Source organism: Proteus sp. TJ1640 (genome assembly GCF_003144445.1).
Taxonomy (GTDB): Bacteria; Pseudomonadota; Gammaproteobacteria; order Enterobacterales; family Enterobacteriaceae; genus Proteus; species Proteus penneri.
On record NZ_PENY01000001.1, the window covers coordinates 42,505 to 64,884 of the forward strand.

Genomic DNA, 22,380 nt, shown 5'->3' on the forward strand with positions numbered 1-22,380 from the left:
AATTTCAGCATGAGCTCTCTAAATTCCACTAGCCGGACTCAAGCCTGGCTTGAAAGTTTACGACCCAAAACACTGCCTTTAGGGTTAATTGCCATTGTGACTGGCTCCGCATTAGCGTATTGGATGGGGCATTTTGAGCTACCTATTGCACTGCTTGCTATTTTGACAGCAGGAACGTTACAGATCCTATCAAACCTTGCTAATGACTACGGTGATGCCGTAAAAGGAACGGATACTGAAGAGCGTTTAGGGCCACTTCGTGGAATGCAAAAAGGCATAATAACAGCCGCTCAAATGAAAAAAGCGCTGATTTTAAATGTTATTATTTCCTGTATCTGTGGTATTGCACTGATTATTGTCGCCTGTAAAAAGCCTGAAGACGCTATTGGCTTCTTAGTGATGGGTTTACTCGCTATTGTTGCTGCAATTACTTATACCGTGGGTAAGCGCCCTTATGGTTATATGGGGCTAGGTGATATCTCTGTTTTAATTTTCTTTGGCTGGTTGAGTGTCATCGGAACTTATTACTTACAATCTAACACCTTTGATGTTGTTACCCTACTTCCAGCTACGGCCTGTGGTTTACTTTCTGTCGCTGTTCTAAACATTAATAATATGCGCGATTTAGAAAGTGATATTCAGGCAGGTAAAAATACATTAGCGGTTCGCTTAGGCCCTGCTGGCTCTCGGACTTACCATACCTGTGTTATTTTTCTCTCTATTGCCTGCTTAATTATCTTTACTCTACTCTATATGCATCGCTGGACCGCGTGGTTATTTTTACTCGCCACCCCGATGCTTTTACTGCATATCAAACGTGTAAACGCTGATCACTCCGGCGAAGGGATGCGTCCTCTACTCGAACACATGGTAAAAGCAGCACTGCTAACTAACGTTCTTTTCTCTTTAGGTTTAGTTTTAGAATAATTTCACTCGATTGTTGATTTGACTCACTGAATTTTCAGTGAGTCTTTTGCCAACCACCCCTGTTAAGGGATATACTGACCTTTCCTGTGGCAACCTGACGTAATCTCCTATGAAATATGATACTTCTGAACTCTGTGATATCTATCAAGAAGATATCAATGTCGTAGAACCGCTTTTCTCAAACTTTGGTGGTCAAAGTGCCTTTAACGGGCAAATCATCACCGTTAAATGCTTTGAAGATAATGGCCTGCTTTATGATTTACTCGAAGAAAATGGTAAAGGCCGCATTCTTTTGGTCGATGGCGGTGGCTCTGTACGTAAAGCCTTAGTTGATGCTGAACTCGCGCAACTTGCTGTTTCTAATGAATGGGAAGGCATTGTTGTTTACGGTGCAGTACGTCAAGTTGATGCATTATCAGAGCTTGATTTAGGTATTCAAGCAATGGCCGCTATCCCTGCGGGTTGCCAAAGTGAAGGCATTGGTGAAAGTGATATCCGTGTTAACTTCGGTGGTGTTACCTTCTTCTCTGGTGATTATCTTTATGCCGATAACACTGGGATCATCTTATCAGAAGAACCATTAGGCTTAGATGAAGATTTGATTGAAGAGTAATTGTTACTTTTTAATTGCATTCTTACGATTTCAATACTCAAAAGCCACCTAACGGTGGCTTTTGTTTTTTAGGTTTTAAGCAAATAAAGACAATTACTGCACGTCTTCCATTTTGCCTAACAGCGCACGTAAACGCTCTTGCCAGCTTGATTGCTCTTGTTTCAATTCTTCATTCTCACGAACAAGGGCTTCGCGTGATCCTTTTGCTTCTTGAACTTCTTGGCTCAGCGCATCATTTTTTTCTTTTAGCTCTTCGATTTCCATCTGTAATAACGTGATGGTATCAATTGCTTGTTGTACTTTTGATTCTAACTTTTCGAAAACTTCAAATGACATACTGTAATCCCCCATATAATCGATACTTCCGATTGTAAGTAGCCTATCAACAACTGTCTAGCATCTTCCGAGGAATTACATTCTTTTTTCAATTTTTCAAAAACACTGGTCAGATCACATTACAAATGTCGATCAAGTCACTAATTAAGAGCGTTTTCACTCATTTTCTTGATGAGACACACAAATTTCAATTTCGCTTATTCTCGTTTACGCTCATTAACGATAAATTCACAGTTATCTTTTCAATTCGAAAAGAATACTAACAATAAATAACCCTCTTTCAGGATAGAATATATGAGCCAGACGAAAACCTCTCTTATGGGTCAATGCATTTCTGAATTTATCGGAACTGCGTTGCTAGTCTTCTTTGGTCTTGGTTGTGTTGCTGCAGTACGTATTGCAGGTGCAGAGCTAGGACTGTGGGAGATAAGTATTATCTGGGGGCTGGGTGTTGCCTTAGCCGTTTATCTTACCGCGGGCACTTCTGGTGCTCACTTGAACCCAGCAGTAACTGTTGCGTTTTGGTTATTTGCTTGCTTTGAACGCAGAAAAGTTATCCCTTATATTATTGCACAAATGTTAGGTGGCTTCTTTGCCGCAGCTATTGTGTACTTTATGTATTACAGTGTTTTCCTCGACTACGAACAAGTTAATGGCATTGTCAGAGGCTCACAAGAAAGTCTCTTCACCGCTGGTGTATTTTCAACTTATCCTGCAGCTCAAATTTCCGTTATACATGCCTTTTTTGTTGAAGTTATCATTGCCGTTATATTAGTTGGCTTAATTTTAGCCTTAACTGATGATGGCAACGGTGTACCTAAAGGCCCATTAGCACCTTTATTAATTGGTATCTTAATTGCCGTAATCGGTGGTGCATTTGGCCCATTAACCGGATTCGCCTTAAACCCAGCTCGTGACTTTGGTCCAAAATTGGTTGCGTACTTTGCTGGCTGGGGTGATATTGCGCTGACTGGTGGACGCGATATCCCTTATTTCTTAGTTCCAATAATTGCTCCATTTATCGGTGGTATCTTAGGTGCATTGGCTTACCGTAAATTAATTGGCCGTCATTTACCTTGCGATACCTGCAAAATTGAAGACGATAAATAAAATTAAGAGCAATATTGTTGATTATCAGAACAGGTTACTAATATGACAACAGAAACAAATACATCGAATACCGAGAAAAAATACATTGTTGCACTGGATCAGGGTACAACAAGCTCACGTGCCGTAGTTATTGATCATGATGCCAATATCGTCAGTATTTCACAACGCGAATTCACCCAAATCTATCCTAAGCCAGGCTGGGTTGAACACGATCCAATGGAAATTTGGGCAACACAAAGTGCAACCCTAGTTGAAGTATTAGCAAAAGCAGATATTCCATCCGACCACGTTGCCGGTATTGGTATTACAAACCAACGTGAAACCACGATTGTATGGGATAAAGAAACGGGTAAACCTGTTTATAACGCCATTGTATGGCAATGCCGTCGTACTGCGGATTTCTGTACGCGTTTAAAAGATAAAGAAGGTGTTGAAGAATATATTCGTCAAAACACCGGGTTAATGGTTGACCCTTATTTCTCTGGTACAAAATTAAAATGGATCCTCGACAACGTCGAAGGTGCGCGTGAAAAAGCAGAAAAAGGCGAATTATTATTCGGTACTGTTGATACTTGGCTAGTTTGGAAAATGACACAAGGTCGCGTTCACGTTACAGATTACACTAACGCCTCACGCACCATGTTATTCAATATCCACTCTTTAGATTGGGATCAAAAAATTCTCGATCTGCTGGATATTCCTCGCAATATGTTACCAAAAGTGGTGCCATCTTCAGAAGTCTATGGCCAAACAAACATTGGTGGTAAAGGGGGTACACGTATTCCTATCGCGGGTATGGCGGGTGACCAACAAGCTGCACTTTATGGTCAACTTTGCGTACAAAGTGGTATGGCGAAAAACACCTATGGTACAGGCTGCTTCTTACTGATGAATACAGGTACAGAAGCCGTTCGCTCTAATCATGGTTTGTTAACGACTATCTGCTGTGGCCCTCGCGGTGAAGTAAACTATGCCTTAGAAGGTGCCGTATTTGTTGGTGGTGCGTCCATTCAATGGCTACGTGATGAGCTAAAACTCATTGATGAAGCCACCGACTCTGAATACTTCGCAACTAAGGTAAACGATACTAATGGTGTCTATGTTGTTCCTGCATTTACAGGCTTAGGTGCACCATATTGGGATCCGTATGCTCGTGGTGCTATTTTTGGTTTAACCCGTGGTGCTAACCGTAATCACATCATTCGTGCAACCTTAGAATCTATCGCTTATCAGACACGCGATGTACTCGATGCAATGCAAGCCGATTCAGGTGCGCGTTTACAATCACTGCGTGTTGATGGTGGTGCTGTTGCCAACAACTTCTTAATGCAGTTCCAATCCGATATTTTAGGTACTCGAGTAGAACGCCCTGTTGTTCGTGAAAGTACCGCATTAGGTGCAGCATTCCTTGCAGGTCTTGCTATTGGTTTCTGGAGCGATTTAGAAGAAGTGAAAAACAAAGCCGCTATTGATAAAGAATTCCGCCCAGGTATCGAAACCACTGAGCGCAACTATCGCTATAACGGCTGGAAAAAAGCCGTCGCTCGCGCACAAGAGTGGGAAGATCGCGCTTAATTAATACAACGAGTTGAGAGAGAAGTAGCCTAGGCTACAAAACCAAAATGCCGAGAAATTCTATTCTCGGCATTTTTATTTAATTGATGACACCAATAGCCTAAATAGTATGTTCTTCATGGCTAAAACGATGAGCCAAAGGAAGCCAACAAAGCATAATAGCCACTGACATCGCAAACATAATCATACCTAAGCTAAATTGATTATGTTGTGGTAATAAGGCTGAAAACCATGTTGCAACGCCTGAACCCACATTTTGTAGTCCACCCACCAATGCACCCGCGGAGCCTGCTAAATAAGGGAATGGTTCCATTGCACCCGTTGTTGCCAATGGAAATAGCATACCAGCACCAAAGAAAAATAGTGCGGCAGGTACTAGAAGCGTCCAAATATTCATGATATTTAGCCAACCGGGGAGCCACATTAAGATACCGGCTGATAAACAACAAAAAACAGAATGCCACATCAATTGCACAAAGGTTTTACCTTCACGACCAGCATACCAAGCGCCAAAAAATGCCGCAGGGATCGGTAAAATAAATAATATACTGATAGTAATACTATTTAATCCTAATACTCCTCCCATTAACACACCGCTTGATGCTTCAAAAACAGCAATACCAGATAATGCACAAATCAACATAATCAAAAATGCACTGAAAGTACTATTTGAAAGTAGTAAGTAAAATGATGACAACATTTTACGTTTTTCAACTTGCACTGGGCGCGTTTCTGGCATCCAACGATACATACAAAACAGGACACTGGTTCCTAATAATAATAAGAAGATATAACACGCATGCCAGCCAAAGAAGTGAGCGACAACACCACCAATCATCGGCGCTAATAATGGACTAACTAAAACCCCCATATTTAACAAACTATTGGCGTAACGTAATGCAGTGCCTGTATATAAATCACGAGGTTGAGTACGTGTCATGACACCCGCAACACCTGTTCCCATACCTTGTAAGGTACTGGCAATAACCAGTGTGGTTAAATTTTGCGAGAAAATCGCCACTAGCGTAGATAAACAAAAGATAGTCATTCCGACTAAAATAACAGGACGGCGCCCTACTTTGTCGGATATAGGTCCATAAATTAGCTGTGAAAAACCATAAGAAAAAAGATAGGCCCCCATAACTTGCTGTACCGCCCCTGTGGGTTCACCAAAGTAAACGGCCATATCAGCAATAACAGGAACATAAATAGTTTGAGTCATTTGACCCACAGCAACCAATGCAATTATCAATAATAATAGATTTGCATGCTCTAACTTTCTCATTTCTTTTCTCAAGAATTTTAGATAAATAAATTAACGGACAGACGCATACCACAGAGAATTTATAAAAATAAACTCTGCAAAATGCGTACCTTCTCAGAATGAGACTAAGTTAACAAATTTGGAGAAATTTGCGAGATAGTCAGCAATTTTTGTATAAAGATTAATGTCAGAGAAATACACCATAGATGTCAATATATATGTACATTTTGTGTCATTTATTGACAAAATCTTAGATTAATCACATCACCACACCATATTGATAAATAAAAAGCCACTTCCTATTTAGAATAAATAAGCAAAATAAGCGTGTTTATCAAAAGGAGATTATCTCTATGGCTAATTGGGTGAATGGAAAAGTTATTCAAGTTCATCACTGGACTGATGCGTTAATAAGTCTCGTTGTCAATGCTCCTATTGATAAGTTTACAGCCGGACAATTTGCAAAATTAGCGCTAGATATTGATGGAGAGCGAGTACAACGAGCCTACTCTTATGTAAACGCACCAGATGATCCCAATTTAGAATTCTATCTGGTCACTGTGCCTAATGGAAAATTAAGCCCTAAATTAAGCGCACTTAACGTCGGTGATGAACTCCTGATCACTGAGCAAGCCAGTGGTTTTTTTGTATTAGAAGAAATTCCCACAACAAATACACTTTGGATGCTTTCGACGGGAACCGCCATTGGGCCTTTTTTATCTATTTTGCAATTAGGTCACGATCTTGAGCGATTTGAAAATATCGTTCTTGTTCATGCTGTTCGATATGCTAATGACTTAAGTTATTTACCTTTAATGGAAAAACTCGTTGAACGTTATCAAGGCAAATTACGTATTCAAACCATTGTCAGCCGTGAAAATCACATTGGCTCATTAACAGGACGTATTCCTGCATTAATTGAAAGTGGCGCTTTAGAAAAAACGGTTGGCCTAACCATCAGCCCAGAAGAGAGCCATATTATGTTGTGTGGTAATCCTCAAATGGTCAGAGATACTCAACAACTCTTAAAAGAACAACGGGAAATGCGTAAGCACTTACGACGCAAACCCGGACATATCACCAGTGAGCAATATTGGTAATAAAAAATAAGGGTGAGCTTATTTCTCTCACCCTCATTGATTTAATCATATAGATTAACGCCAGCGACGATAATCTACTTGTTCAGTCTGTTTACCAAAATAGTTTTCACCGTCATTACCAACAAAGACACCGCAATCAAGCAACATAATCATTCCGATAAAAGAAGGAAGAAAACGTCCTATCGCCCATTGCCAAAATGGTTCTAAACTACTTGTATCTGCCAGCCCCAACATCACAGCAAGTAAAAGTAATAAAAGCCATATTCCTCTTTTATTTCTGTCATGAAGTCTTTTTGTAAAAATTGCACATAGCGGATAAAGAATAAAAAGGAACACTATCCATATTACAATGGCAGGTAATGGATAAATCATATCATTGATAATAAAAAGGCCTAAAAACAGCGCAAAACAAGCACCTAAACCGGCCCAAAAGTCACGACGCCCAATTCGCCCTTTGAATGAAAATGCCCAATGTTGTAAGGTCATAAATTCTCAATAATTTACTTAATTTGTGAATTACACTGTCCATTTAGTATCAAATAATACAGACTAGCCAATAACAGCACAGACAAGCGGAGGACAGATGATAAAAGCAAATACACTTTCTACGTTATACCTGATAATCATAAGCATTGCTCTTTGTTTGCCAACTTCTGTTTCTGCAACAGAGATGTCTGTCGCACCAAAACAGCCCAGTAAAGATGATATTGCCTATCTTAAGCAAGATGCACCTGTTTTTGAAATGACAATTCCGGAGCTAAGAGCTAAGTTCAATCAACAAAATCCGTTGTTATCGCTTAATGAATATAAAGTTATCACTAATCACGATATTGCCATTCCACTTGTCAGAGCCGCAACGCGTATTACACCTTATCTCTATTCATCTGCAATATTAGAGCGCGGTAGCGAAAAAATAAAAAGCTTACAACTCACACTGATCCATACCCCTGATTCACCTGAATTAGAAAAGAGAAATCGTGAGATCACCACACAATATATTATTACTTTGGTGGCTCAATTTGACTCATCAATAACCCCAGAGCAAATTCAAGAGGCTCTCAATTTATTCGCCTTTAAAAATCAAACTTCTGATTATATTAGCCATGATGTGGGGGCTATTCGCTATATTGTTGCCCATGAAGGTGAACAATTAACAACTTTTGCTATTGAACCGATTAAGCTTTCTTTAAACAGCAAGATCGTTTCAGCTATTCCGTGATAAAAAACAAAGCTATTCTATTCATTGTTCTCTATACTGTTGTGCATCAACAGAATTCGTGTTTATTAGCAAACTAAATTTAAACCACTCGGTTGGAGGAAAAGTTATGCGCCATCCATTAGTCATGGGTAACTGGAAACTCAACGGCAGCATTCATATGGTTCATGAATTAATTGCTGCATTACGTAAAGAAGTTAGCGGTGTTGCAGGTTGTGATGTTGCTATCGCACCACCCACAGTTTACCTATGCCAAGCACGCCATGAAATTGGTGGAAGCCGTATCGCATTAGGTGCTCAAGATACCGGTGTTCACTTATCAGGTGCTTTCACTGGTGAAACTTCAGCAGAAATGCTGAAAAACGTTGATGTTAAATACGTTATCATTGGTCACTCTGAGCGCCGTACTTATCATAAAGAATCTGACGAGTTTATCGCTCAAAAATTCGGCGTGTTAAAAGAGTTAGGTTTAACACCAGTATTATGTATTGGTGAAACTGAAGCAGAAAATGAAGCAGGCAAAACGCAAGAAGTGTGTGCTCGCCAAATCGATGCCGTGTTAAATGCACATGGTGCTGCAGCATTTAAAGATGCCGTTATTGCTTATGAACCAATCTGGGCTATCGGTACTGGTAAATCTGCAACTCCAGCACAAGCACAAGCTGTCCATAAATTTATTCGTGATCATATTGCGAAGAAAGATGCCGCTATCGCTGAACAAGTAATCATCCAATACGGTGGTTCTGTTAACGATAAAAATGCCGCTGAACTGTTTGGTCAACCAGACATCGACGGTGCATTAGTCGGTGGCGCTTCACTGAAAGCTGATGCATTTGCCGTTATCGTTAAAGCAGCCGCCGCTGCAAAAGCGAAAAAATAATTTTATCTTTTTGGCTTCTGCCATTAAGAGATAAAAAATAGAGAAAATCACCTTACTGAATATCAAGCAGAAGGTGATTTTTTTGTTTTTGCTTTATGACACATCAACGACGACTTATTTCATCAAACACACCGCCTGTCGCAAAATGTATTTTCTGTGCTGATTGCCAATCACCAAAAACCTCATCAATCGTAAATAGTTCGAGTTTTGGGAAACTGCTTTGGTATTTCTCTGCTATTGCTTTATCTCTAGGGCGATAATAGTTTTTTGCTGCAATCTCTTGTCCCTGTGATGAGTAAAGATAATCTAAGTACGCTGTGGCAATTTCTCGTGTTCCTCGTTTATCGACAACCTTATCAACTACAGATACTGTAGGCTCTGCAAGAATAGATACTGATGGTGTGACTATCTCAAATTTATCAGCACCTAGTTCATTAATCGCTAATAACGCTTCGTTTTCCCATGCAATTAATACATCACCGATGCCTCGCTCAACAAAGGTATTGGTTGCGCCTCGCGCTCCTGAATCTAATACTTCAACTTGCTGATAAAGTGCTTTAACGAAGGCTTTCGCTTTTTCACTATCTTGATGATTAGCTTTTAATCCATAACCCCATGCCGCAAGATAGTTCCATCTGGCACCTCCTGAGGTTTTGGGATTAGGTGTAATAATGGAAACACCCGGTTTTATCAGCGAATCCCAATCTGTTATCTGCTTAGGGTTTCCTTTTCTCACCAGAAAAACAATCGTTGAAGTATAAGGAGCAGAGTTATCGGGTAATCGCGTTATCCATTGCTTATTGATGCTTCCTCGCTGTGCGATTGCATCAATATCATAGGCAAGTGCCAATGTGACAACATCCGCTTCAATACCATTGATAACTGATGTCGCTTGCTTTCCTGAACCACCATGTGATTGGCGAATAGTGACACTATCTCCCGTTTTCTGCTTCCAATACTGACTAAATGCTTGGTTATACTGCTGATAAAGCTCTCTCGTTGGATCATAAGAGACATTTAATAACTGAATATCTTTAGCCCATAAACTATTAGAAAAAAGTAATACGACTAAAGCTGTTGATAATAAACCCCATTGTTTAAGCATAGCTATCCACCCTTTATCGTTAAGTATTTAACTAGGCTGACAGAAAGTGTTATCACGATGAAATAACAAAAAACCGATGGATATACACAACGGGAATATGACTATCAATATAAGGGGATAAAAAGAAATAAAGGAGGATAGAAATAGCTAAATGAAATATTTTCACTCGAGAAGCTACTCTGACACAAAGAAAATGTATCAGAGCAGTTCACGAATAAGGATAGAACTCAGAAAGGCTTAGGTATTACGATAACCCTATTGATTAATAGAGTTTTTTCGCTGTTTCATACCAATCAGCTTTAAAGACACGTTTCATATTCATGACCGCATCAATAATATCATGGTGAACCAGTTTTTCATTTTGAATACCAACACAACGACCACCGTAACCTTCTAATAGCAGTTGTACAGAATAAGCTCCCATACGAGAAGCAAGAATACGGTCGTAAGCAACTGGAGAACCACCACGTTGGATATGACCTAATACCGTTGCACGCGTTTCATGTTTAGTTTCGGCTTCAATAAAACGAGCTAATTCATGCACATCACAAACGTGTTCAGTGATTGCGACGATTGCGTGGCGTTTACCACGTTCAATACCCGCTTTGATTTCTGCCAGCAATTCATCACGATCAAAAGGTAATTCAGATTCAGGCAGAACAACAAATTCACAGCCCCCTGCGATTGCCGCAGACAGTGTTAAGTCACCACAGTAACGCCCCATCACTTCCACGATAGAGATACGTTTGTGAGAAGTTGATGTATCACGTAAGCGGTCAATTGCTTCAACAGCCGTTTCTAATGCAGTAAAATACCCGATAGTATAATCAGTGCCAGCAACGTCATTATCAATTGTGCCCGGTAAACCGATACATGGAAAACCTGCTTCCGTCAGTTTTTTCGCACCAAGATAAGAACCATCACCGCCAATAACGACTAGGGCATCAAGCTCATTTTGTTTCATGTTCTCGATGGCAACAGCGCGAACGTTGTCTTCACGGAATTCAGGGAAACGAGCAGAACCAAGGAACGTACCACCACGGTTGATCATGTCTGACACGCTAAAACGGTCGAGTTTTTTCATGCGATTTTCGTATAGCCCCATATAGCCATCCATAATCCCATAAACCTCTAAACCTTCACTTAGTGCGGCACGAACAACACCACGGATCGCGGCATTCATACCTGGTGCATCACCACCACTTGTTAAAACCCCAATTCTTTTGATCCTATTGACCATGATTACCTCTGATTCTTATTCGATGTAATTATTGCAAAATTGTTGGAATAACTTTTTATCTCAATATCGGCTTGTCTGGTATTATATACCGATATCGCAAATGCTGAATTGATTCAACAATACCATTGTACGCATATTTTTTACCAGTTCATCATTATCGTATATTTTTTTTCATAAACTTGATGCGCATTAAACTAATCAAATAGGCTATATAAAGATTATACTAGTCTATCTCAAATATGTTTCTCTAATAAGTTAACACTTTTTATACAGACACTTTACTGCCTTTTTGCATTCATCTCAAAAAAACGCTATTTATGCTAAAAAATAGCATCGGCATATTTTGATAAATATTCAGTTTTTCTCTGGTGTGATGTTCTATCTGCCGTTTATCTCTCTATTTTGTGATGTCATCCTTTTAAAGAAAAAAATGATCTAAGGTACATTTGTGATCGACAACAAAGTTCTCTGGTTGATTTACCGCTTTTCAACCGAGACTGATACAGTGGAACTTTCACTTAATAGGAGGTTTTATGTTTGATTTAACGGGTAAAATCGCTTTAGTTTCAGGTGGCGCAAAAGGCATTGGTAAAGGTATTGTCATCGCCCTAAAAAATAGTGGTGCTAAGGTGATTATTGCCGATATTGATGATGTTGCTGGCAATAAAACAAAACAAGAATTAAATGTTGAGTTTATGCACCTTGATGTCACTCATCAATCCGCCTGTGAAAAAGTGGTTGATGATGTCGTAAAAGAGTATGGCAAACTTGATATTCTTTGTTCCAATACAGGCATTTTCCCTCAAGCCACGATTAAAGAGATGACCGAAGCTGATTGGGATAAAATGCATACAGTTAACCTTAAAGGTATGTTCTTTTTAGTGAAAGCTGCACTTCGTGTCATGGAGAAACAAAAACAAGGTCGTGTGATTATCACGTCATCCATTACGGGAGCAATCACAGGCTATCCAGGCTGGAGCCACTACGGGGCAAGCAAAGCAGGACAACTTGGCTTTATGCGCAGCGCAGCACTTGAATATGCACGTCATGGTATAACCATTAATGCTGTGATGCCGGGCAATATCCTCACCGAAGGCTTACAGGCGCAAGGTGAAGCGTATTTAAATCAAATGAAGGCATCAATCCCAACACATACTTTAGGTGAACCTGAAGATATCGGTTACGCCGCTGCCTTCTTTGCGTCGAATGAAGCAAAATATATTACAGGGCAGACAATTATTGTCGATGGTGGACAGATTTTACCTGAATCTCCAGAGGCGTTGTTGTAATAACCTCTTTAACCAAGGAAATAATTTGATTTCCTTGGTTTTCCTCGTCCTAAAAAAAAACTATAATGCCTAAAATAATACAGCCATAATTAATCATTAATCCTTAATTGACATCATGAAGAAACTCTTAAAAAACAGCATTATTCAATGCTTAATTTTGCTTATTTTTGTTTTATTACTACATATCTCTCTAGGCTATATACTACGTTTTTTTTATGTTCTCACTTTTACTGCATTTCTTCTATGCTTATCTGGTCGTTTTAAAAAAATCTATTCTATTTGTATAATTTTATTATCAATAATTGGTGCTATTTATACGCCTATCGGCTTAAAATATGGTTCTCCTAATATTAATTCTGTAATTTCAGTTTTTTATACAAATACGAATGAGACTTTAGAATTTATTCAAACCCTTTCGCCTATAAATATAATATATAGTTTATTGGTTGTTATATTTGGTTTACTCAGCTTAAAAGTTAGTATTTTTATTAAAAATAAACCCTCTATTTTCATTATTTTTATTTTTATAATGACGAGTATTACTTGGCCAATAAAAGACCTGATAAATAATGGTACCTATAACTTTGAAGCAAAATTACCAATACTGCGTTTTTTTAGTGATATAAAAAAACATTATGATAGTGTAAAAATAGAAAATAAGTGGATCAATACAGAACTGAATAAGAAAGATAATTGGCAACCTATTAATAATACAAAATATAATAATTATATCTTAGTTATTGGAGAGAGTGTTAGGCGAGACTTTATGCAACGTTATGGTTTTTCTATAAAAAACACACCATTTCTAGAAAAAAGCCCGGTTATTCAATTTAATAATTATATCTCGGCAGCACCTTCAACACTACTTTCGCTTCCTCAATCTTTAACAGTAAAAAATAAAAATACTCATGAGCTTGAGTTACCAAACAATATTATCACTCTAGCTAAAAAAGCGGGTTTAAATACTTTTTGGTTTTCAAATCAAGGTTCTATAATTGGTTCAGACTCAATTATTTCCACCATAGGAAAAAGAGCAGATACCTATCATTTTTTAAGCAAAGGCGATTATCATAATAATGGTCTCACAACCGATAATGATTTATTACCTGATATTAAGAAAGCTCTTTTCAATTCTAATGGAAAAACCAATCTCATTGTTGTGCATTTAATAGGCTCTCATTCACAAGCGTGTGCTAGAACACAAGGTAAATATGATGAATTTTTTCAATCAACCGAATTATCTTGCTATGTTCAAAGTATCAAAAATACAGATAAGCTATTAGAAAATATTGTAGATATATCAAATAGCACAGGGAAATCATGGTCTTTACTTTATTTCTCCGACCATGGGCTATCTTATGAAAATAAAGGTAAAAGTTATGCAAAATTAGCTCATGACGACAAATTTAAACAGAATTTCGAGGTACCTCTTTTTATCCTATCCAGTGATAGCAAAGAAAAAATAAATATAACCGAAAGAAGAAATGGCCGATATTTCATGTCACTTTTCTCTGAATGGACGGGTATCACTGACTCAAAAATCCCTAACTATTGCCATATGATTTCTAATGATAATTGTTCTGACCAAAATACAGTTATAAACTTTCAAAAAGAAGAAATTGATTATAATCTGCTACCAGAAGACAAAATCAATTAACCACATTATATAGCTCTCTTAATAAAGAGAGCTATTATTTACTCTATCCAATCGATAGCTTTCAAAATATTATATTTTTATATTTAATTATTATATAATTATGTAACCTTATATTGATGAATGTGATTGCAACTCATGAATGTCTTAATCCCTAAGCAACTAGGACATATATGGATAGGCCCTAATCCTAAACCAACTCAATGGATGAACACATGGGAAAATAAACATACGAATTGGAAATACACTGTTTATGATAATAATTTTTTAAATAATTATCATTTCAAAACACGAAATCTTATTGAGTTCTATTATAAACTAGGCCTATATGCTGGTGTCGCTGACTTAATGCGATATGAAATCTTATACGAATTTGGTGGATTTATTCCTGAAGCAGATAGCATCTGTTATCATAATACAGATGAATTATTTACAAAAAAGCAAGCCTATACCGTATATGAAAATGAGTTTATTCGAGGAAATTTGGTTGCACCTATTTATGCATGTGAACCTAAAAATGAATTCGTTGGACAATTAATAAATGAATTACTGCAATTAACACCTTTAGACTTGGATTATCCTTGGATATCAACAGGAAATTTTTTTGTAGCCAAGATGATTCAAAAATATAATCCAGACATCACAATTTTTCCATCACACTATTTTAATCCTATTCATTATGAAGGAATAGTGTATAACGGTGATGATAAAGTTTATTCAAAACAACTATTTGGCTCTACTTCATCGAAATATAGAAAAAGTATTAATCCCATTAATATCTTTAAAGCTAAACAACAGAAAAAAATGAGGAAAATTTTTCTTAATAATATTTCAAAAAGAAAAAAGGAAAATTTTTCAATTGATTTTTAAACAATTAAAAATTATTAAACTCCATAAAATAATTAAACAAAAGAACAAAAAAAAGCCCCTCTCCAGAGGGGCTGCAAAAGACAGGGATGGTGTCCGAAAATAGAATTTAACTATTTGTTTTTATTGAATTCTAATAGTACACCGTCCACCAACTGTCCACTTCGACCATTATTGATAATAAAACTTAGCCCCTCACCGAGGGGTTATTTAAAATTCATTGTTACAACCCATAAACTAGGAATTTGATTGTTTTTCTTTGAAATAATATCCAATGATAAAACCAAGTGATGTACCTAGAGCAGTAATAATTATAGATAGTACTTTTTCTAATTCTAATGGTTTAAGATAATCAACAGGGTTCTCTACGCCAGCAGCTTTCAACTCCAAAACCCATGACACAACTCTTCCATTATAAAACCAAACAAAAATAGCAAATAAAATCAATAGCCCAAAAAAACCACCTAGGAACACCAAAGTTAGTAAACTTCTAGTTTCCCCTTCCTTTTTAGCTACATTACTCAAAGTAATTTCTTCTGACTTAGCTTGGCTATCAGCGTTTTGATTAGCTTTTTCTAAAGAATCTAAATAATTATCTAGCCCCATCACTTCATCATATTCAAGAGGATCCATATTACAATTCCTCTTTCAATTTCGTCAGCTTTTTTATCGCATTACCATAATCATTTATTAAGGAATCATTATATTTCTCAATAGAGTCTAAACAAGATTTGATTTCCACACCAAACTCATTCGACAAAGTACTCTTAAATTCTTTTATTTCTACCTTATCATCCTTCACTGAGTTTAATCTTAAAAGTATTTTTGCATAAAGCCGAAGGTTGCTCCTTACAACTTGTTGTGCATTTTCTCTATATTCAGAGAGTTCATTACCTATCTGGGTTATGTCATCTTTATTTGACATAGCAAGTCACCACCTGTATTACATGATTAAATCGGCTTATTAAGATAATTTTTCCTATCTGTAATATTTTACCACTCTTTTTTATTTCTAAAATCTACTATAAAGTACGCTCACAATAAAAAATATCTAATAGATTGATATTAAATGTCTATTTCCATTATAACTACATATTAACAAATCAGAAGGAAGTTCTTTATCTTATATTCTACCTAGAAGCCAAACTTTAGCCTTAATGTCTTGACTTTTCTTCCTCAGTACAATTCAACGTAAGGTTATTTTTTAAACTAGCTCTGCCACCCCTTCCATATCAACTCCACTTAGTTTGGTAAGAGCTTTATACTGTTTATTTTTTGTGCGTTTATCTTTATTTTATTAAAAAACAAAAGGATAATGAGAATTTCCTGCTAATATATACTACTAATTGTAGCTCATCCATAGGAGTAAAAAGTGAATTTTAAAAATCAAGCATATAAAGACTTAGTTCAAGATTTGATCAGCGACGCTTTTTATCTTGAATCAAGATCAAATAGGGGAAAAATTGCCACTATTCGACAATATGCAGAAATTGTTATTCGAAAACTAATAGACTTGCCTCCAAATGAAAAAGTGACTCTAGGTGAGCATGAAATAGTAAAAAAATTAAAAGATAAGACTGAAAATGATAAGCAGATAATGTGCTCTCTTCGTAAGCTACAAACTCTTGGGAATAAGTGTACTCATACACAAACTCTCGGCCCTATTTCAGATGATGATGTGAAGTCAGCAATTAATGCATTATTCAATCTCTACGCTGGCTTGTTTGTATTGTATTTTAAGAAATACTCTTTTGGTTCAAATGCAGAAGTTGTAACTGCTTTTTCTATTTTACCTCCAATTATCAGATACATTGTTCTTGATAACCTATACAACATTGATAAAAACAATCTTCTAGTTATTGATAAACTTTGTTTAGTTCTACTCAAAGCGTTTGATAAAAACAATGCATTGAAATGGATTAATGATAGGAAAGAAGACCTTTCAAACACTCTGCCATATACACCAGAAGCAATTGCAGAAATTGAAGAAACTTATGGGAAAGATTGTGCTGAACAGGTTGTAGCTAATGCCCCTAAAAATATGTACGTTTGTTGTTTAGAACGACTAAATAGAGTATCGCAAACTTTGGAGGCACAAGGACTACTTTATAATAACTTTGAACAAGCCAAACCTCTTTACTTAGAAAAAGGTATTCTTGATACTAATACACCAGAGAATTCAAAGTTTAACGACATAATGGATTTTGTATATCTTGGACGACAAGCAGAAGATAACGAAAAACTAAAGAATCAGCATCTTTACAATACATTGATGTAGTTAAAGATTATATTAAAGACAGATCTTCAAAAGACTGTAATTAAGCAAATTTTTAATGAATGTTAAATGTAATTTAAATAATATAATTATTCATATAAACAACGCCCGGAACCCTCCGGGCATTTTCATCAAATCGCTAATGCCTGCTGGCAACACTTATCAATATGTAGCTCTACCCGTTCAATCAATTGAGGCTTTGAAATAAACCGCGTTACGGTTTCATGGCTGACGAACGTCGCGCCACAATTGATATTCTGGCACTGGTTATAACGTTCTTTGGTATCGGAAGATATTTGCTGACTACTACGAGTATGTGCGGCATGACCACAAACAGGACAAATCATCATAAACGGGTTACCTCTTTATGATGTGGAAATTACCTGTAATTATACACAGGCACTATTCCTTATCCATATCTATATCACTGCTTTTGACTTCTAATTCTAACGAGGTGGTAAACCCGCTATTGTTCAGGGAATGACTCACCGTGACCAACGTCCAATAGGCTTCATCAATCTCAGGCTTAAATCCGCTCACTTGTACCGGCAATTCAGGAAAGAGATCCGCTCGCCCTTTCGCAAGGGTAATACTAAAAGAGGCAACGCCCCGCTGTATTTTTTCCCATGCGGCTTTCGCGGCACGTTCGGCATTGGTTTTACTCGCGTAAGTGTGAGATAGCACCATCACGTTACCTTCTTCACCGACAAGATACTCCCCTTGTTTCTCTTCTTCTTTTTTCGGTTTATCGGTAGTCGGTTTTCTACGGCGAATTTGTGATTGTGTTTTCTCTTGCGGTTTACGGGTATTTAAATAATTGGCAGTCACCCCAGTGTAAGCCCCTCTATCCACCAATGAAAAACGGTGCCCATCCCCTACACTGCGGGTGATTTGTACTAACGGTAATGCTTGACCACTGGCGGTGGTGTTTCCCCCTTGCACCATAAACAGCAAATTGCCGTTTTTAACACAGGCGGTGGCACCGTTTGATTGTCCTAAGCGCGTTAAAAAACTGCCGTCTGACTCATTGGTTTGGTCGATATGTTCAATTTTTACCGTATCAAGACCAGGATCAACCACCGCCGTGACATTATTGCGCCCTGCAATCGTTCTGACGATATCCCCTATTGTTTTTTGATGGTATGACATTTCACGGCGAACATTCAGCGTTGCCCTAAAATCGGCACTACGAGCGCGTAATGTCATTTTATCCGGTACACCTGAATGTTCTATCTCATCAACCGTAAAAGAGCCTTTATGAATAAGGCTTTCACCCTGCCAACCAAGATGCAAGGTCAACACTTCACCCCGTTTAGGCATCATTAATGCGCCGTCAGAATCATCTAACTCAATATCAAGCCGGTCAGCTTCAAAACCTCGATTGTCTGTTAATGAAAGTGATATTAATCGCCCTTGAATTTTGGCGCTGATATCTTCGTCACCGGCAATTAACACGAAAGCTGGCGTGCTACTTTTACCGGTGATCATTTCTGGCAACATTATGATAAAACTCCTTTCATCGCTTCACCGGCACCATTGGCCATCATGCCTAATTGGTCGCTTAAATCCCCCAACATCTGACTGATGGAGTCATCCACCCGTTTTAATGTCAGTGAGAAATCAATTTTTCTGGCGGCTCCATCTTGGAAAAATTCGGTGTGGGTGCGTTGTAAATCGGTGATCACAAACATGCCATGAATGGTGCCCGTACCATCAATAAATGACCACGCTTTACCGCTATCCGCCATTAACTCCAACGCTAACAATGAAACTTTACCGCCCGTTAATGAGGGATAAAGCGCACCCGATAAGGTGATCACATCGGTATCAGGGCCAATAAATTGTTGTGCAGGTCGGCGTGCGACACGTTGAGTAAAACCATGTCGCCATGTTTGTTGTTTTTGTAGCGATTGATAAGGTATGGTGCGTAACTCAAACACAAATACCCCAAGTGCTGCCATCATTACCACACCTCACTGTCTTGATAACGGCTATTTAATCGTGCTTGCTTGTCGCGCTCACGGCGTTCAATTTCCGCGATCACAAGCTGTGCGATATCTTGCGCGGATTGATTCGGTTGAGGATGAATATTAATTTCATAATGTGCCGGCGCACCTTGATAACGCTGTTGCTGAATGTTCACGTTAGCCGGTGCCGTGCGATAGTTTTCAACTGGCAAACTGTGCGGGTGCAACGGGGCATTTTGCGCCTGTAATGAAAAGGCACTGCCTAGCGATAATGCGGCTGTCGCTAACATGGCGGTGTGTTTACGACTGGTGATATTCGCAGGGCCTTCGACAATTTCAGGGCCATTTTCGCCGGCAATACCAAACTGACCACGCGGGATATAACCACCGGAATCATACATACCGGCAAAGTTGCTATTGTAAGAATCTAATGCAGACTGCACTTTCGGATCATTACTTTTCATAAACTCAGGGGTGAGTGCTTCTTTAGCGGCGGTTGCCAATTCCCCAATGCTATTTTTAAAGTCCGTCCATTTGTTTTTTATTCCCTGAATAATGGAATCAATCAAGTCGCTACCAAACTGCAAAAATTTAGCCGGTAACGCTTTGGTATCTTCGACAATTTCATCCCATTTAGTGGAAATCGTTGTTTTAAGGAATTCCCATTTTTCTTGGGTGTACTTAACGATTTGATCCCAATTGCTATAAATAATCCCCGGTAAAGTTTGTGTCATGAAAAAGGTTTTAATGCCTTCCCAGATACCTGAAATTACAGATTTAACAGATGCCCATGCGGTCTTGGTATAGCCAACAATACTATCCCAATGTTTTGCAATTAAGCCCGGGATCGTCCAGTTAAAGAAGATGTATTTAATGGCTTCCCATGCCATTAAAATGGTGCCTTTTAATGCCTGCCATGCGATAGCGGTGCGCTGTTTAACAGACTCCCACACTTTGGTGACATACGGCTCAATCTTATCCCAATTTTTATAAATCAGATAAAATGCGCCGGCAATAGCGGCAATAGCTAACAAAATAGGGTTAGCTAACATGGCTTTACCCAACCATAAAAAAGCACTACCTAATAATTTTATCGGTTTTAATAACAGTGTTAACGCGCCACCGCCTTTAATACCTAAAATTGACAGGCTTAATTTCGTGGCAGCCAATGGCCCTAACATTGCGGCAATGGATAACGAGAGAACACCCAGTGTGGTAATCATGCCCGCAATGGCTAAACCTACCATCGTTAGTGTTTTAGCCAGCTCAGGGTTTTCTTTCATCCACACACCCACATTAGAAATCACACTGGTAATACTTTGTGATATCTGACGCAATGGGCTATCAATGCCGTCAAAAATCTGAATGCCTAAATCTTCCCATGCAGATTGTAGGTTTTTCATATCCCCGCTTAAGTTGTCCGTCATGGTGCCCGCGACTTTTTGGGCTTCGCCTTTAGCTTTCTTTAAGTCGGCAACAAGGTTTTGCAACTCTCCCTTACCCGCTTGTTCTGCCAATACCGATAACGCGGAGAAGGCTTCTTCACCCGCAATATGTTTAAAGAATCCCGCCCGTTGCGCATTACCCATATTGGCGGTTTTCTTATCCAATTCAGCTAATAACTCAGGAAAGTCGCGTAAGTTGCCTTTGGTATCACGGGTTTTAATACCAAGTTCTTCTAATGCTTTGGCGGCCATTTTCGGCGGCTCAGCAAGACGCCCTAAGATAGCGCGTAATGAAGTACCCGCCATTGAACCTTGAATACCCGCATCACCCAATTTACCCGTTGCAGCTGCTGCGGTTTCTAAGTCAACCCCTAACCCTGACGCCACCGGTGCAACGTATTTCATGGTGTCGCCAAGCATGGTTAAACTGGTATTTGAACGGGTAAAAGCGCCGACTAACACATCACTCACTCGCCCCATCTGATCCGAGTCGAGTTTAAAGCCGGTTAAAATATTGGAGCCGATATCTGCCGTGGTACCTAAATCAATATCACCCGCCAATGACATGGCCAATGTACCCGGCATAGCATTTTTAATTTGCTCAGGCTTAAAACCTGCCATGGCATAGAATGCCTGACCTTGCGCCACTTGGTTAGCCGTAAATGCTGTGGTTGCGCCTAGCTCTCGCGCTTGTTCACGCAACATCTTAAATTCATCGGAGTTTTTATCTAAGCGAGTTAATGCCTGCACCTTTGACATACCGACATTAAACTCGTACCCCGGCATTAAGGTTTGTTTCGCGGAATACAACATACCGGCACCGGTTGCCGTCATGGTGGCACCGGCACCCGCCATTTTATTGCGCACATCAAGTGTCTTTTGATACTGCGATTTAGCCGCCGCCATGCGCCGCTCTTGTTCGGCACTGCGCCTTAATTGGTTTTCTTGCCGACGGAGCTGTTGCGTGGTGCGCTCAATATCACCATTCAGTCGCCGTTGTGCTTGACCGAGTTGATTAGTAGAAATGCCATTGGCTTGTAATGCCGAGCGCTGTCGCTGTGCCGACTGCTGTAATTGCTCATACTTGGTTTTAAGTTGCCCCGCTTCCCGTTGCGCTTTTTTAAACGCTTCTAACTGTTTTTTTGTCGGATTCTCACTGTTGGCAATTTCTTTGGCGAGAGTGGCAACACGTTGTGTGGCGGATTGGTACGCTTGCTGTGTGGAGGCTAACTGCTGTTTGATTTTGCGAAAGCCGTCAATTTGTGAGGCTTGCTGATTGAGGTTTTTTAGCGAGTCACGCGATTGACGCACAGCGGACGCCAATCGTTTATTACTTTCTTGCGCACTGCGAAAAGGTGCGGTTAATTTATCAACCGCACTCAGTACAACTTGTAATTTTAAGTTATTACTCATCCTGTTGTCCGCACCGTTTCGCCGCTTGATAGCGCCATGACAATAATTCTGAAAGGCTCATTTTGCCGGTGTCTGCCGGTGACCAATGAAAAATGACGGCAATA

Annotated in this window: 23 protein-coding genes; 11 read left to right on the forward strand and 12 right to left on the reverse strand. The window is 38.9% G+C overall.

Annotated elements, in window-relative coordinates; genetic code table 11:
• The first annotated feature begins 9 nt into the window (after positions 1 to 9).
• Both DK861_RS00175 and rraA read left to right on the forward strand, forming a co-directional pair.
• Complete coding sequence (locus DK861_RS00175) at positions 10 to 927, forward strand: 1,4-dihydroxy-2-naphthoate polyprenyltransferase (RefSeq protein ID WP_109398902.1); 918 nt, start codon at positions 10 to 12, stop codon at positions 925 to 927.
• Positions 928 to 1,036: 109 nt separating this feature from the next.
• Positions 1,037 to 1,540, forward strand: coding sequence for a ribonuclease E activity regulator RraA (gene rraA, locus DK861_RS00180; protein ID WP_006534154.1), 504 nt, complete (start codon positions 1,037 to 1,039; stop codon positions 1,538 to 1,540).
• Positions 1,541 to 1,633: 93 nt separating this feature from the next.
• Here the strand turns inward: rraA and zapB are convergent, their stop codons facing one another.
• Entirely contained in the window at positions 1,634 to 1,876 is a 243-nt protein-coding gene (gene zapB / locus DK861_RS00185; protein WP_072064652.1) for a septal ring assembly protein ZapB, read from the reverse strand.
• A 294-nt stretch (positions 1,877 to 2,170) separates the two neighbouring features.
• Here zapB and DK861_RS00190 point away from each other — a divergent pair, with 294 nt between their 5' ends.
• Together DK861_RS00190 and glpK are read left to right on the forward strand one after the other, a co-directional pair.
• On the forward strand, positions 2,171 to 2,986 hold the full coding sequence (locus DK861_RS00190) for an MIP/aquaporin family protein (RefSeq protein ID WP_006534156.1): 816 nt from the start codon (positions 2,171 to 2,173) through the stop codon (positions 2,984 to 2,986).
• A gap of 42 nt (positions 2,987 to 3,028) precedes the next feature.
• Entirely contained in the window at positions 3,029 to 4,561 is a 1,533-nt protein-coding gene (glpK, locus tag DK861_RS00195; RefSeq protein ID WP_109398903.1) for a glycerol kinase GlpK, read from the forward strand.
• Positions 4,562 to 4,661: 100 nt separating this feature from the next.
• On the opposite strand, the gene emrD is transcribed toward glpK, so the two are convergent.
• Complete coding sequence (gene emrD, locus DK861_RS00200) at positions 4,662 to 5,846, reverse strand: multidrug efflux MFS transporter EmrD (protein ID WP_072064654.1); 1,185 nt, start codon at positions 5,844 to 5,846, stop codon at positions 4,662 to 4,664.
• Positions 5,847 to 6,178: 332 nt separating this feature from the next.
• Here emrD and fpr point away from each other — a divergent pair, with 332 nt between their 5' ends.
• Entirely contained in the window at positions 6,179 to 6,925 is a 747-nt protein-coding gene (fpr, locus tag DK861_RS00205; protein ID WP_109398904.1) for a ferredoxin--NADP(+) reductase, read from the forward strand.
• 54 nt (positions 6,926 to 6,979) lie between these two features.
• Here fpr and DK861_RS00210 read toward each other — a convergent pair whose 3' ends face one another.
• Positions 6,980 to 7,411: a DUF805 domain-containing protein gene (locus tag DK861_RS00210; RefSeq protein ID WP_109398905.1), complete on the reverse strand. Its 432-nt coding sequence runs from the start codon at positions 7,409 to 7,411 to the stop codon at positions 6,980 to 6,982.
• Between the two features lie 97 nt (positions 7,412 to 7,508).
• Between DK861_RS00210 and DK861_RS00215 the strand changes: the two genes are divergently transcribed.
• Entirely contained in the window at positions 7,509 to 8,144 is a 636-nt protein-coding gene (locus DK861_RS00215; protein ID WP_109398906.1) for a DUF1454 family protein, read from the forward strand.
• A gap of 106 nt (positions 8,145 to 8,250) precedes the next feature.
• Positions 8,251 to 9,021, forward strand: a complete 771-nt coding sequence (tpiA, locus tag DK861_RS00220) for a triose-phosphate isomerase (protein WP_109398907.1) — start codon at positions 8,251 to 8,253, stop codon at positions 9,019 to 9,021.
• Positions 9,022 to 9,124: 103 nt separating this feature from the next.
• Here tpiA and DK861_RS00225 read toward each other — a convergent pair whose 3' ends face one another.
• The gene (locus DK861_RS00225) at positions 9,125 to 10,126 is read right to left on the reverse strand and encodes a sulfate ABC transporter substrate-binding protein (RefSeq protein WP_109398908.1); all 1,002 of its coding nucleotides are present in this window, start codon (positions 10,124 to 10,126) and stop codon (positions 9,125 to 9,127) included.
• Positions 10,127 to 10,388: 262 nt separating this feature from the next.
• Complete coding sequence (pfkA, locus tag DK861_RS00230) at positions 10,389 to 11,366, reverse strand: 6-phosphofructokinase (RefSeq protein ID WP_109398909.1); 978 nt, start codon at positions 11,364 to 11,366, stop codon at positions 10,389 to 10,391.
• Positions 11,367 to 11,899: 533 nt separating this feature from the next.
• Between pfkA and fabG the strand changes: the two genes are divergently transcribed.
• From fabG to DK861_RS00245, 3 genes are all read left to right on the forward strand, one after another.
• Positions 11,900 to 12,655 (forward strand): 3-oxoacyl-ACP reductase FabG, encoded by a 756-nt coding sequence (gene fabG / locus DK861_RS00235; RefSeq protein ID WP_006534171.1) that lies wholly within the window; start codon positions 11,900 to 11,902, stop codon positions 12,653 to 12,655.
• A gap of 115 nt (positions 12,656 to 12,770) precedes the next feature.
• The gene (locus tag DK861_RS00240; protein WP_109398910.1) at positions 12,771 to 14,312 is read left to right on the forward strand and encodes a phosphoethanolamine transferase; all 1,542 of its coding nucleotides are present in this window, start codon (positions 12,771 to 12,773) and stop codon (positions 14,310 to 14,312) included.
• A gap of 135 nt (positions 14,313 to 14,447) precedes the next feature.
• A complete protein-coding gene (locus DK861_RS00245) occupies positions 14,448 to 15,179 on the forward strand; it encodes a glycosyltransferase (RefSeq protein WP_109398911.1) in 732 nt (243 codons plus the stop codon).
• 234 nt (positions 15,180 to 15,413) lie between these two features.
• On the opposite strand, the gene DK861_RS00250 is transcribed toward DK861_RS00245, so the two are convergent.
• Positions 15,414 to 15,809 carry a hypothetical protein gene (locus DK861_RS00250; RefSeq protein WP_109398912.1) on the reverse strand — a complete coding sequence of 132 codons (396 nt, stop codon included), beginning with the start codon at positions 15,807 to 15,809 and terminating at the stop codon, positions 15,414 to 15,416.
• Between the two features lies 1 nt (position 15,810).
• Positions 15,811 to 16,101 (reverse strand): hypothetical protein, encoded by a 291-nt coding sequence (locus DK861_RS00255; protein ID WP_109398913.1) that lies wholly within the window; start codon positions 16,099 to 16,101, stop codon positions 15,811 to 15,813.
• Between the two features lie 447 nt (positions 16,102 to 16,548).
• On the opposite strand from DK861_RS00255, the gene DK861_RS00260 reads away from it, so the two are divergent.
• Complete coding sequence (locus tag DK861_RS00260) at positions 16,549 to 17,454, forward strand: hypothetical protein (protein ID WP_109398914.1); 906 nt, start codon at positions 16,549 to 16,551, stop codon at positions 17,452 to 17,454.
• 128 nt (positions 17,455 to 17,582) lie between these two features.
• On the opposite strand, the gene DK861_RS00265 is transcribed toward DK861_RS00260, so the two are convergent.
• The 5 genes from DK861_RS00265 to DK861_RS18360 are packed head-to-tail and all read right to left on the reverse strand — an operon-like array spanning position 17,583 to position 22,337.
• A complete protein-coding gene (locus DK861_RS00265; protein WP_109398915.1) occupies positions 17,583 to 17,801 on the reverse strand; it encodes an ogr/Delta-like zinc finger family protein in 219 nt (72 codons plus the stop codon).
• A gap of 52 nt (positions 17,802 to 17,853) precedes the next feature.
• Entirely contained in the window at positions 17,854 to 18,951 is a 1,098-nt protein-coding gene (locus DK861_RS00270; protein ID WP_109398916.1) for a phage late control D family protein, read from the reverse strand.
• Complete coding sequence (locus DK861_RS00275) at positions 18,951 to 19,415, reverse strand: phage tail protein (protein WP_109398917.1); 465 nt, start codon at positions 19,413 to 19,415, stop codon at positions 18,951 to 18,953. Before DK861_RS00275 ends, DK861_RS00270 begins: the two co-directional genes overlap by 1 nt.
• The gene (locus tag DK861_RS00280) at positions 19,415 to 22,276 is read right to left on the reverse strand and encodes a phage tail tape measure protein (protein ID WP_109398918.1); all 2,862 of its coding nucleotides are present in this window, start codon (positions 22,274 to 22,276) and stop codon (positions 19,415 to 19,417) included. Before DK861_RS00280 ends, DK861_RS00275 begins: the two co-directional genes overlap by 1 nt.
• Entirely contained in the window at positions 22,269 to 22,337 is a 69-nt protein-coding gene (locus DK861_RS18360) for a GpE family phage tail protein (RefSeq protein WP_230507027.1), read from the reverse strand. The genes DK861_RS00280 and DK861_RS18360 overlap by 8 nt, the downstream gene beginning before the upstream one ends.
• Positions 22,338 to 22,380 lie beyond the last annotated feature (43 nt).

Bases quoted from the DNA above. Each gene is read 5' to 3' on its own strand.
- DK861_RS00250 (WP_109398912.1), bottom strand. From the start codon at position 15,809: ATGGATCCTCTTGAATATGATGAAGTGATGGGGCTAGATAATTATTTA.
- DK861_RS00270 (WP_109398916.1), bottom strand. From the start codon at position 18,951: ATGTTGCCAGAAATGATCACCGGTAAAAGTAGCACGCCAGCTTTCGTG.
- DK861_RS00240 (WP_109398910.1), top strand. From the start codon at position 12,771: ATGAAGAAACTCTTAAAAAACAGCATTATTCAATGCTTAATTTTGCTT.
- DK861_RS00275 (WP_109398917.1), bottom strand. From the start codon at position 19,415: ATGATGGCAGCACTTGGGGTATTTGTGTTTGAGTTACGCACCATACCT.
- pfkA (WP_109398909.1), bottom strand. From the start codon at position 11,366: ATGGTCAATAGGATCAAAAGAATTGGGGTTTTAACAAGTGGTGGTGAT.
- rraA (WP_006534154.1), top strand. From the start codon at position 1,037: ATGAAATATGATACTTCTGAACTCTGTGATATCTATCAAGAAGATATC.
- fpr (WP_109398904.1), top strand. From the start codon at position 6,179: ATGGCTAATTGGGTGAATGGAAAAGTTATTCAAGTTCATCACTGGACT.
- DK861_RS00190 (WP_006534156.1), top strand. From the start codon at position 2,171: ATGAGCCAGACGAAAACCTCTCTTATGGGTCAATGCATTTCTGAATTT.
- DK861_RS00265 (WP_109398915.1), bottom strand. From the start codon at position 17,801: ATGATGATTTGTCCTGTTTGTGGTCATGCCGCACATACTCGTAGTAGT.
- glpK (WP_109398903.1), top strand. From the start codon at position 3,029: ATGACAACAGAAACAAATACATCGAATACCGAGAAAAAATACATTGTT.
- zapB (WP_072064652.1), bottom strand. From the start codon at position 1,876: ATGTCATTTGAAGTTTTCGAAAAGTTAGAATCAAAAGTACAACAAGCA.
- fabG (WP_006534171.1), top strand. From the start codon at position 11,900: ATGTTTGATTTAACGGGTAAAATCGCTTTAGTTTCAGGTGGCGCAAAA.
- DK861_RS00210 (WP_109398905.1), bottom strand. From the start codon at position 7,411: ATGACCTTACAACATTGGGCATTTTCATTCAAAGGGCGAATTGGGCGT.
- DK861_RS00280 (WP_109398918.1), bottom strand. From the start codon at position 22,276: ATGAGTAATAACTTAAAATTACAAGTTGTACTGAGTGCGGTTGATAAA.
- DK861_RS00175 (WP_109398902.1), top strand. From the start codon at position 10: ATGAGCTCTCTAAATTCCACTAGCCGGACTCAAGCCTGGCTTGAAAGT.
- tpiA (WP_109398907.1), top strand. From the start codon at position 8,251: ATGCGCCATCCATTAGTCATGGGTAACTGGAAACTCAACGGCAGCATT.
- emrD (WP_072064654.1), bottom strand. From the start codon at position 5,846: ATGAGAAAGTTAGAGCATGCAAATCTATTATTATTGATAATTGCATTG.
- DK861_RS00225 (WP_109398908.1), bottom strand. From the start codon at position 10,126: ATGCTTAAACAATGGGGTTTATTATCAACAGCTTTAGTCGTATTACTT.
- DK861_RS00255 (WP_109398913.1), bottom strand. From the start codon at position 16,101: ATGTCAAATAAAGATGACATAACCCAGATAGGTAATGAACTCTCTGAA.
- DK861_RS00215 (WP_109398906.1), top strand. From the start codon at position 7,509: ATGATAAAAGCAAATACACTTTCTACGTTATACCTGATAATCATAAGC.
- DK861_RS00245 (WP_109398911.1), top strand. From the start codon at position 14,448: ATGAATGTCTTAATCCCTAAGCAACTAGGACATATATGGATAGGCCCT.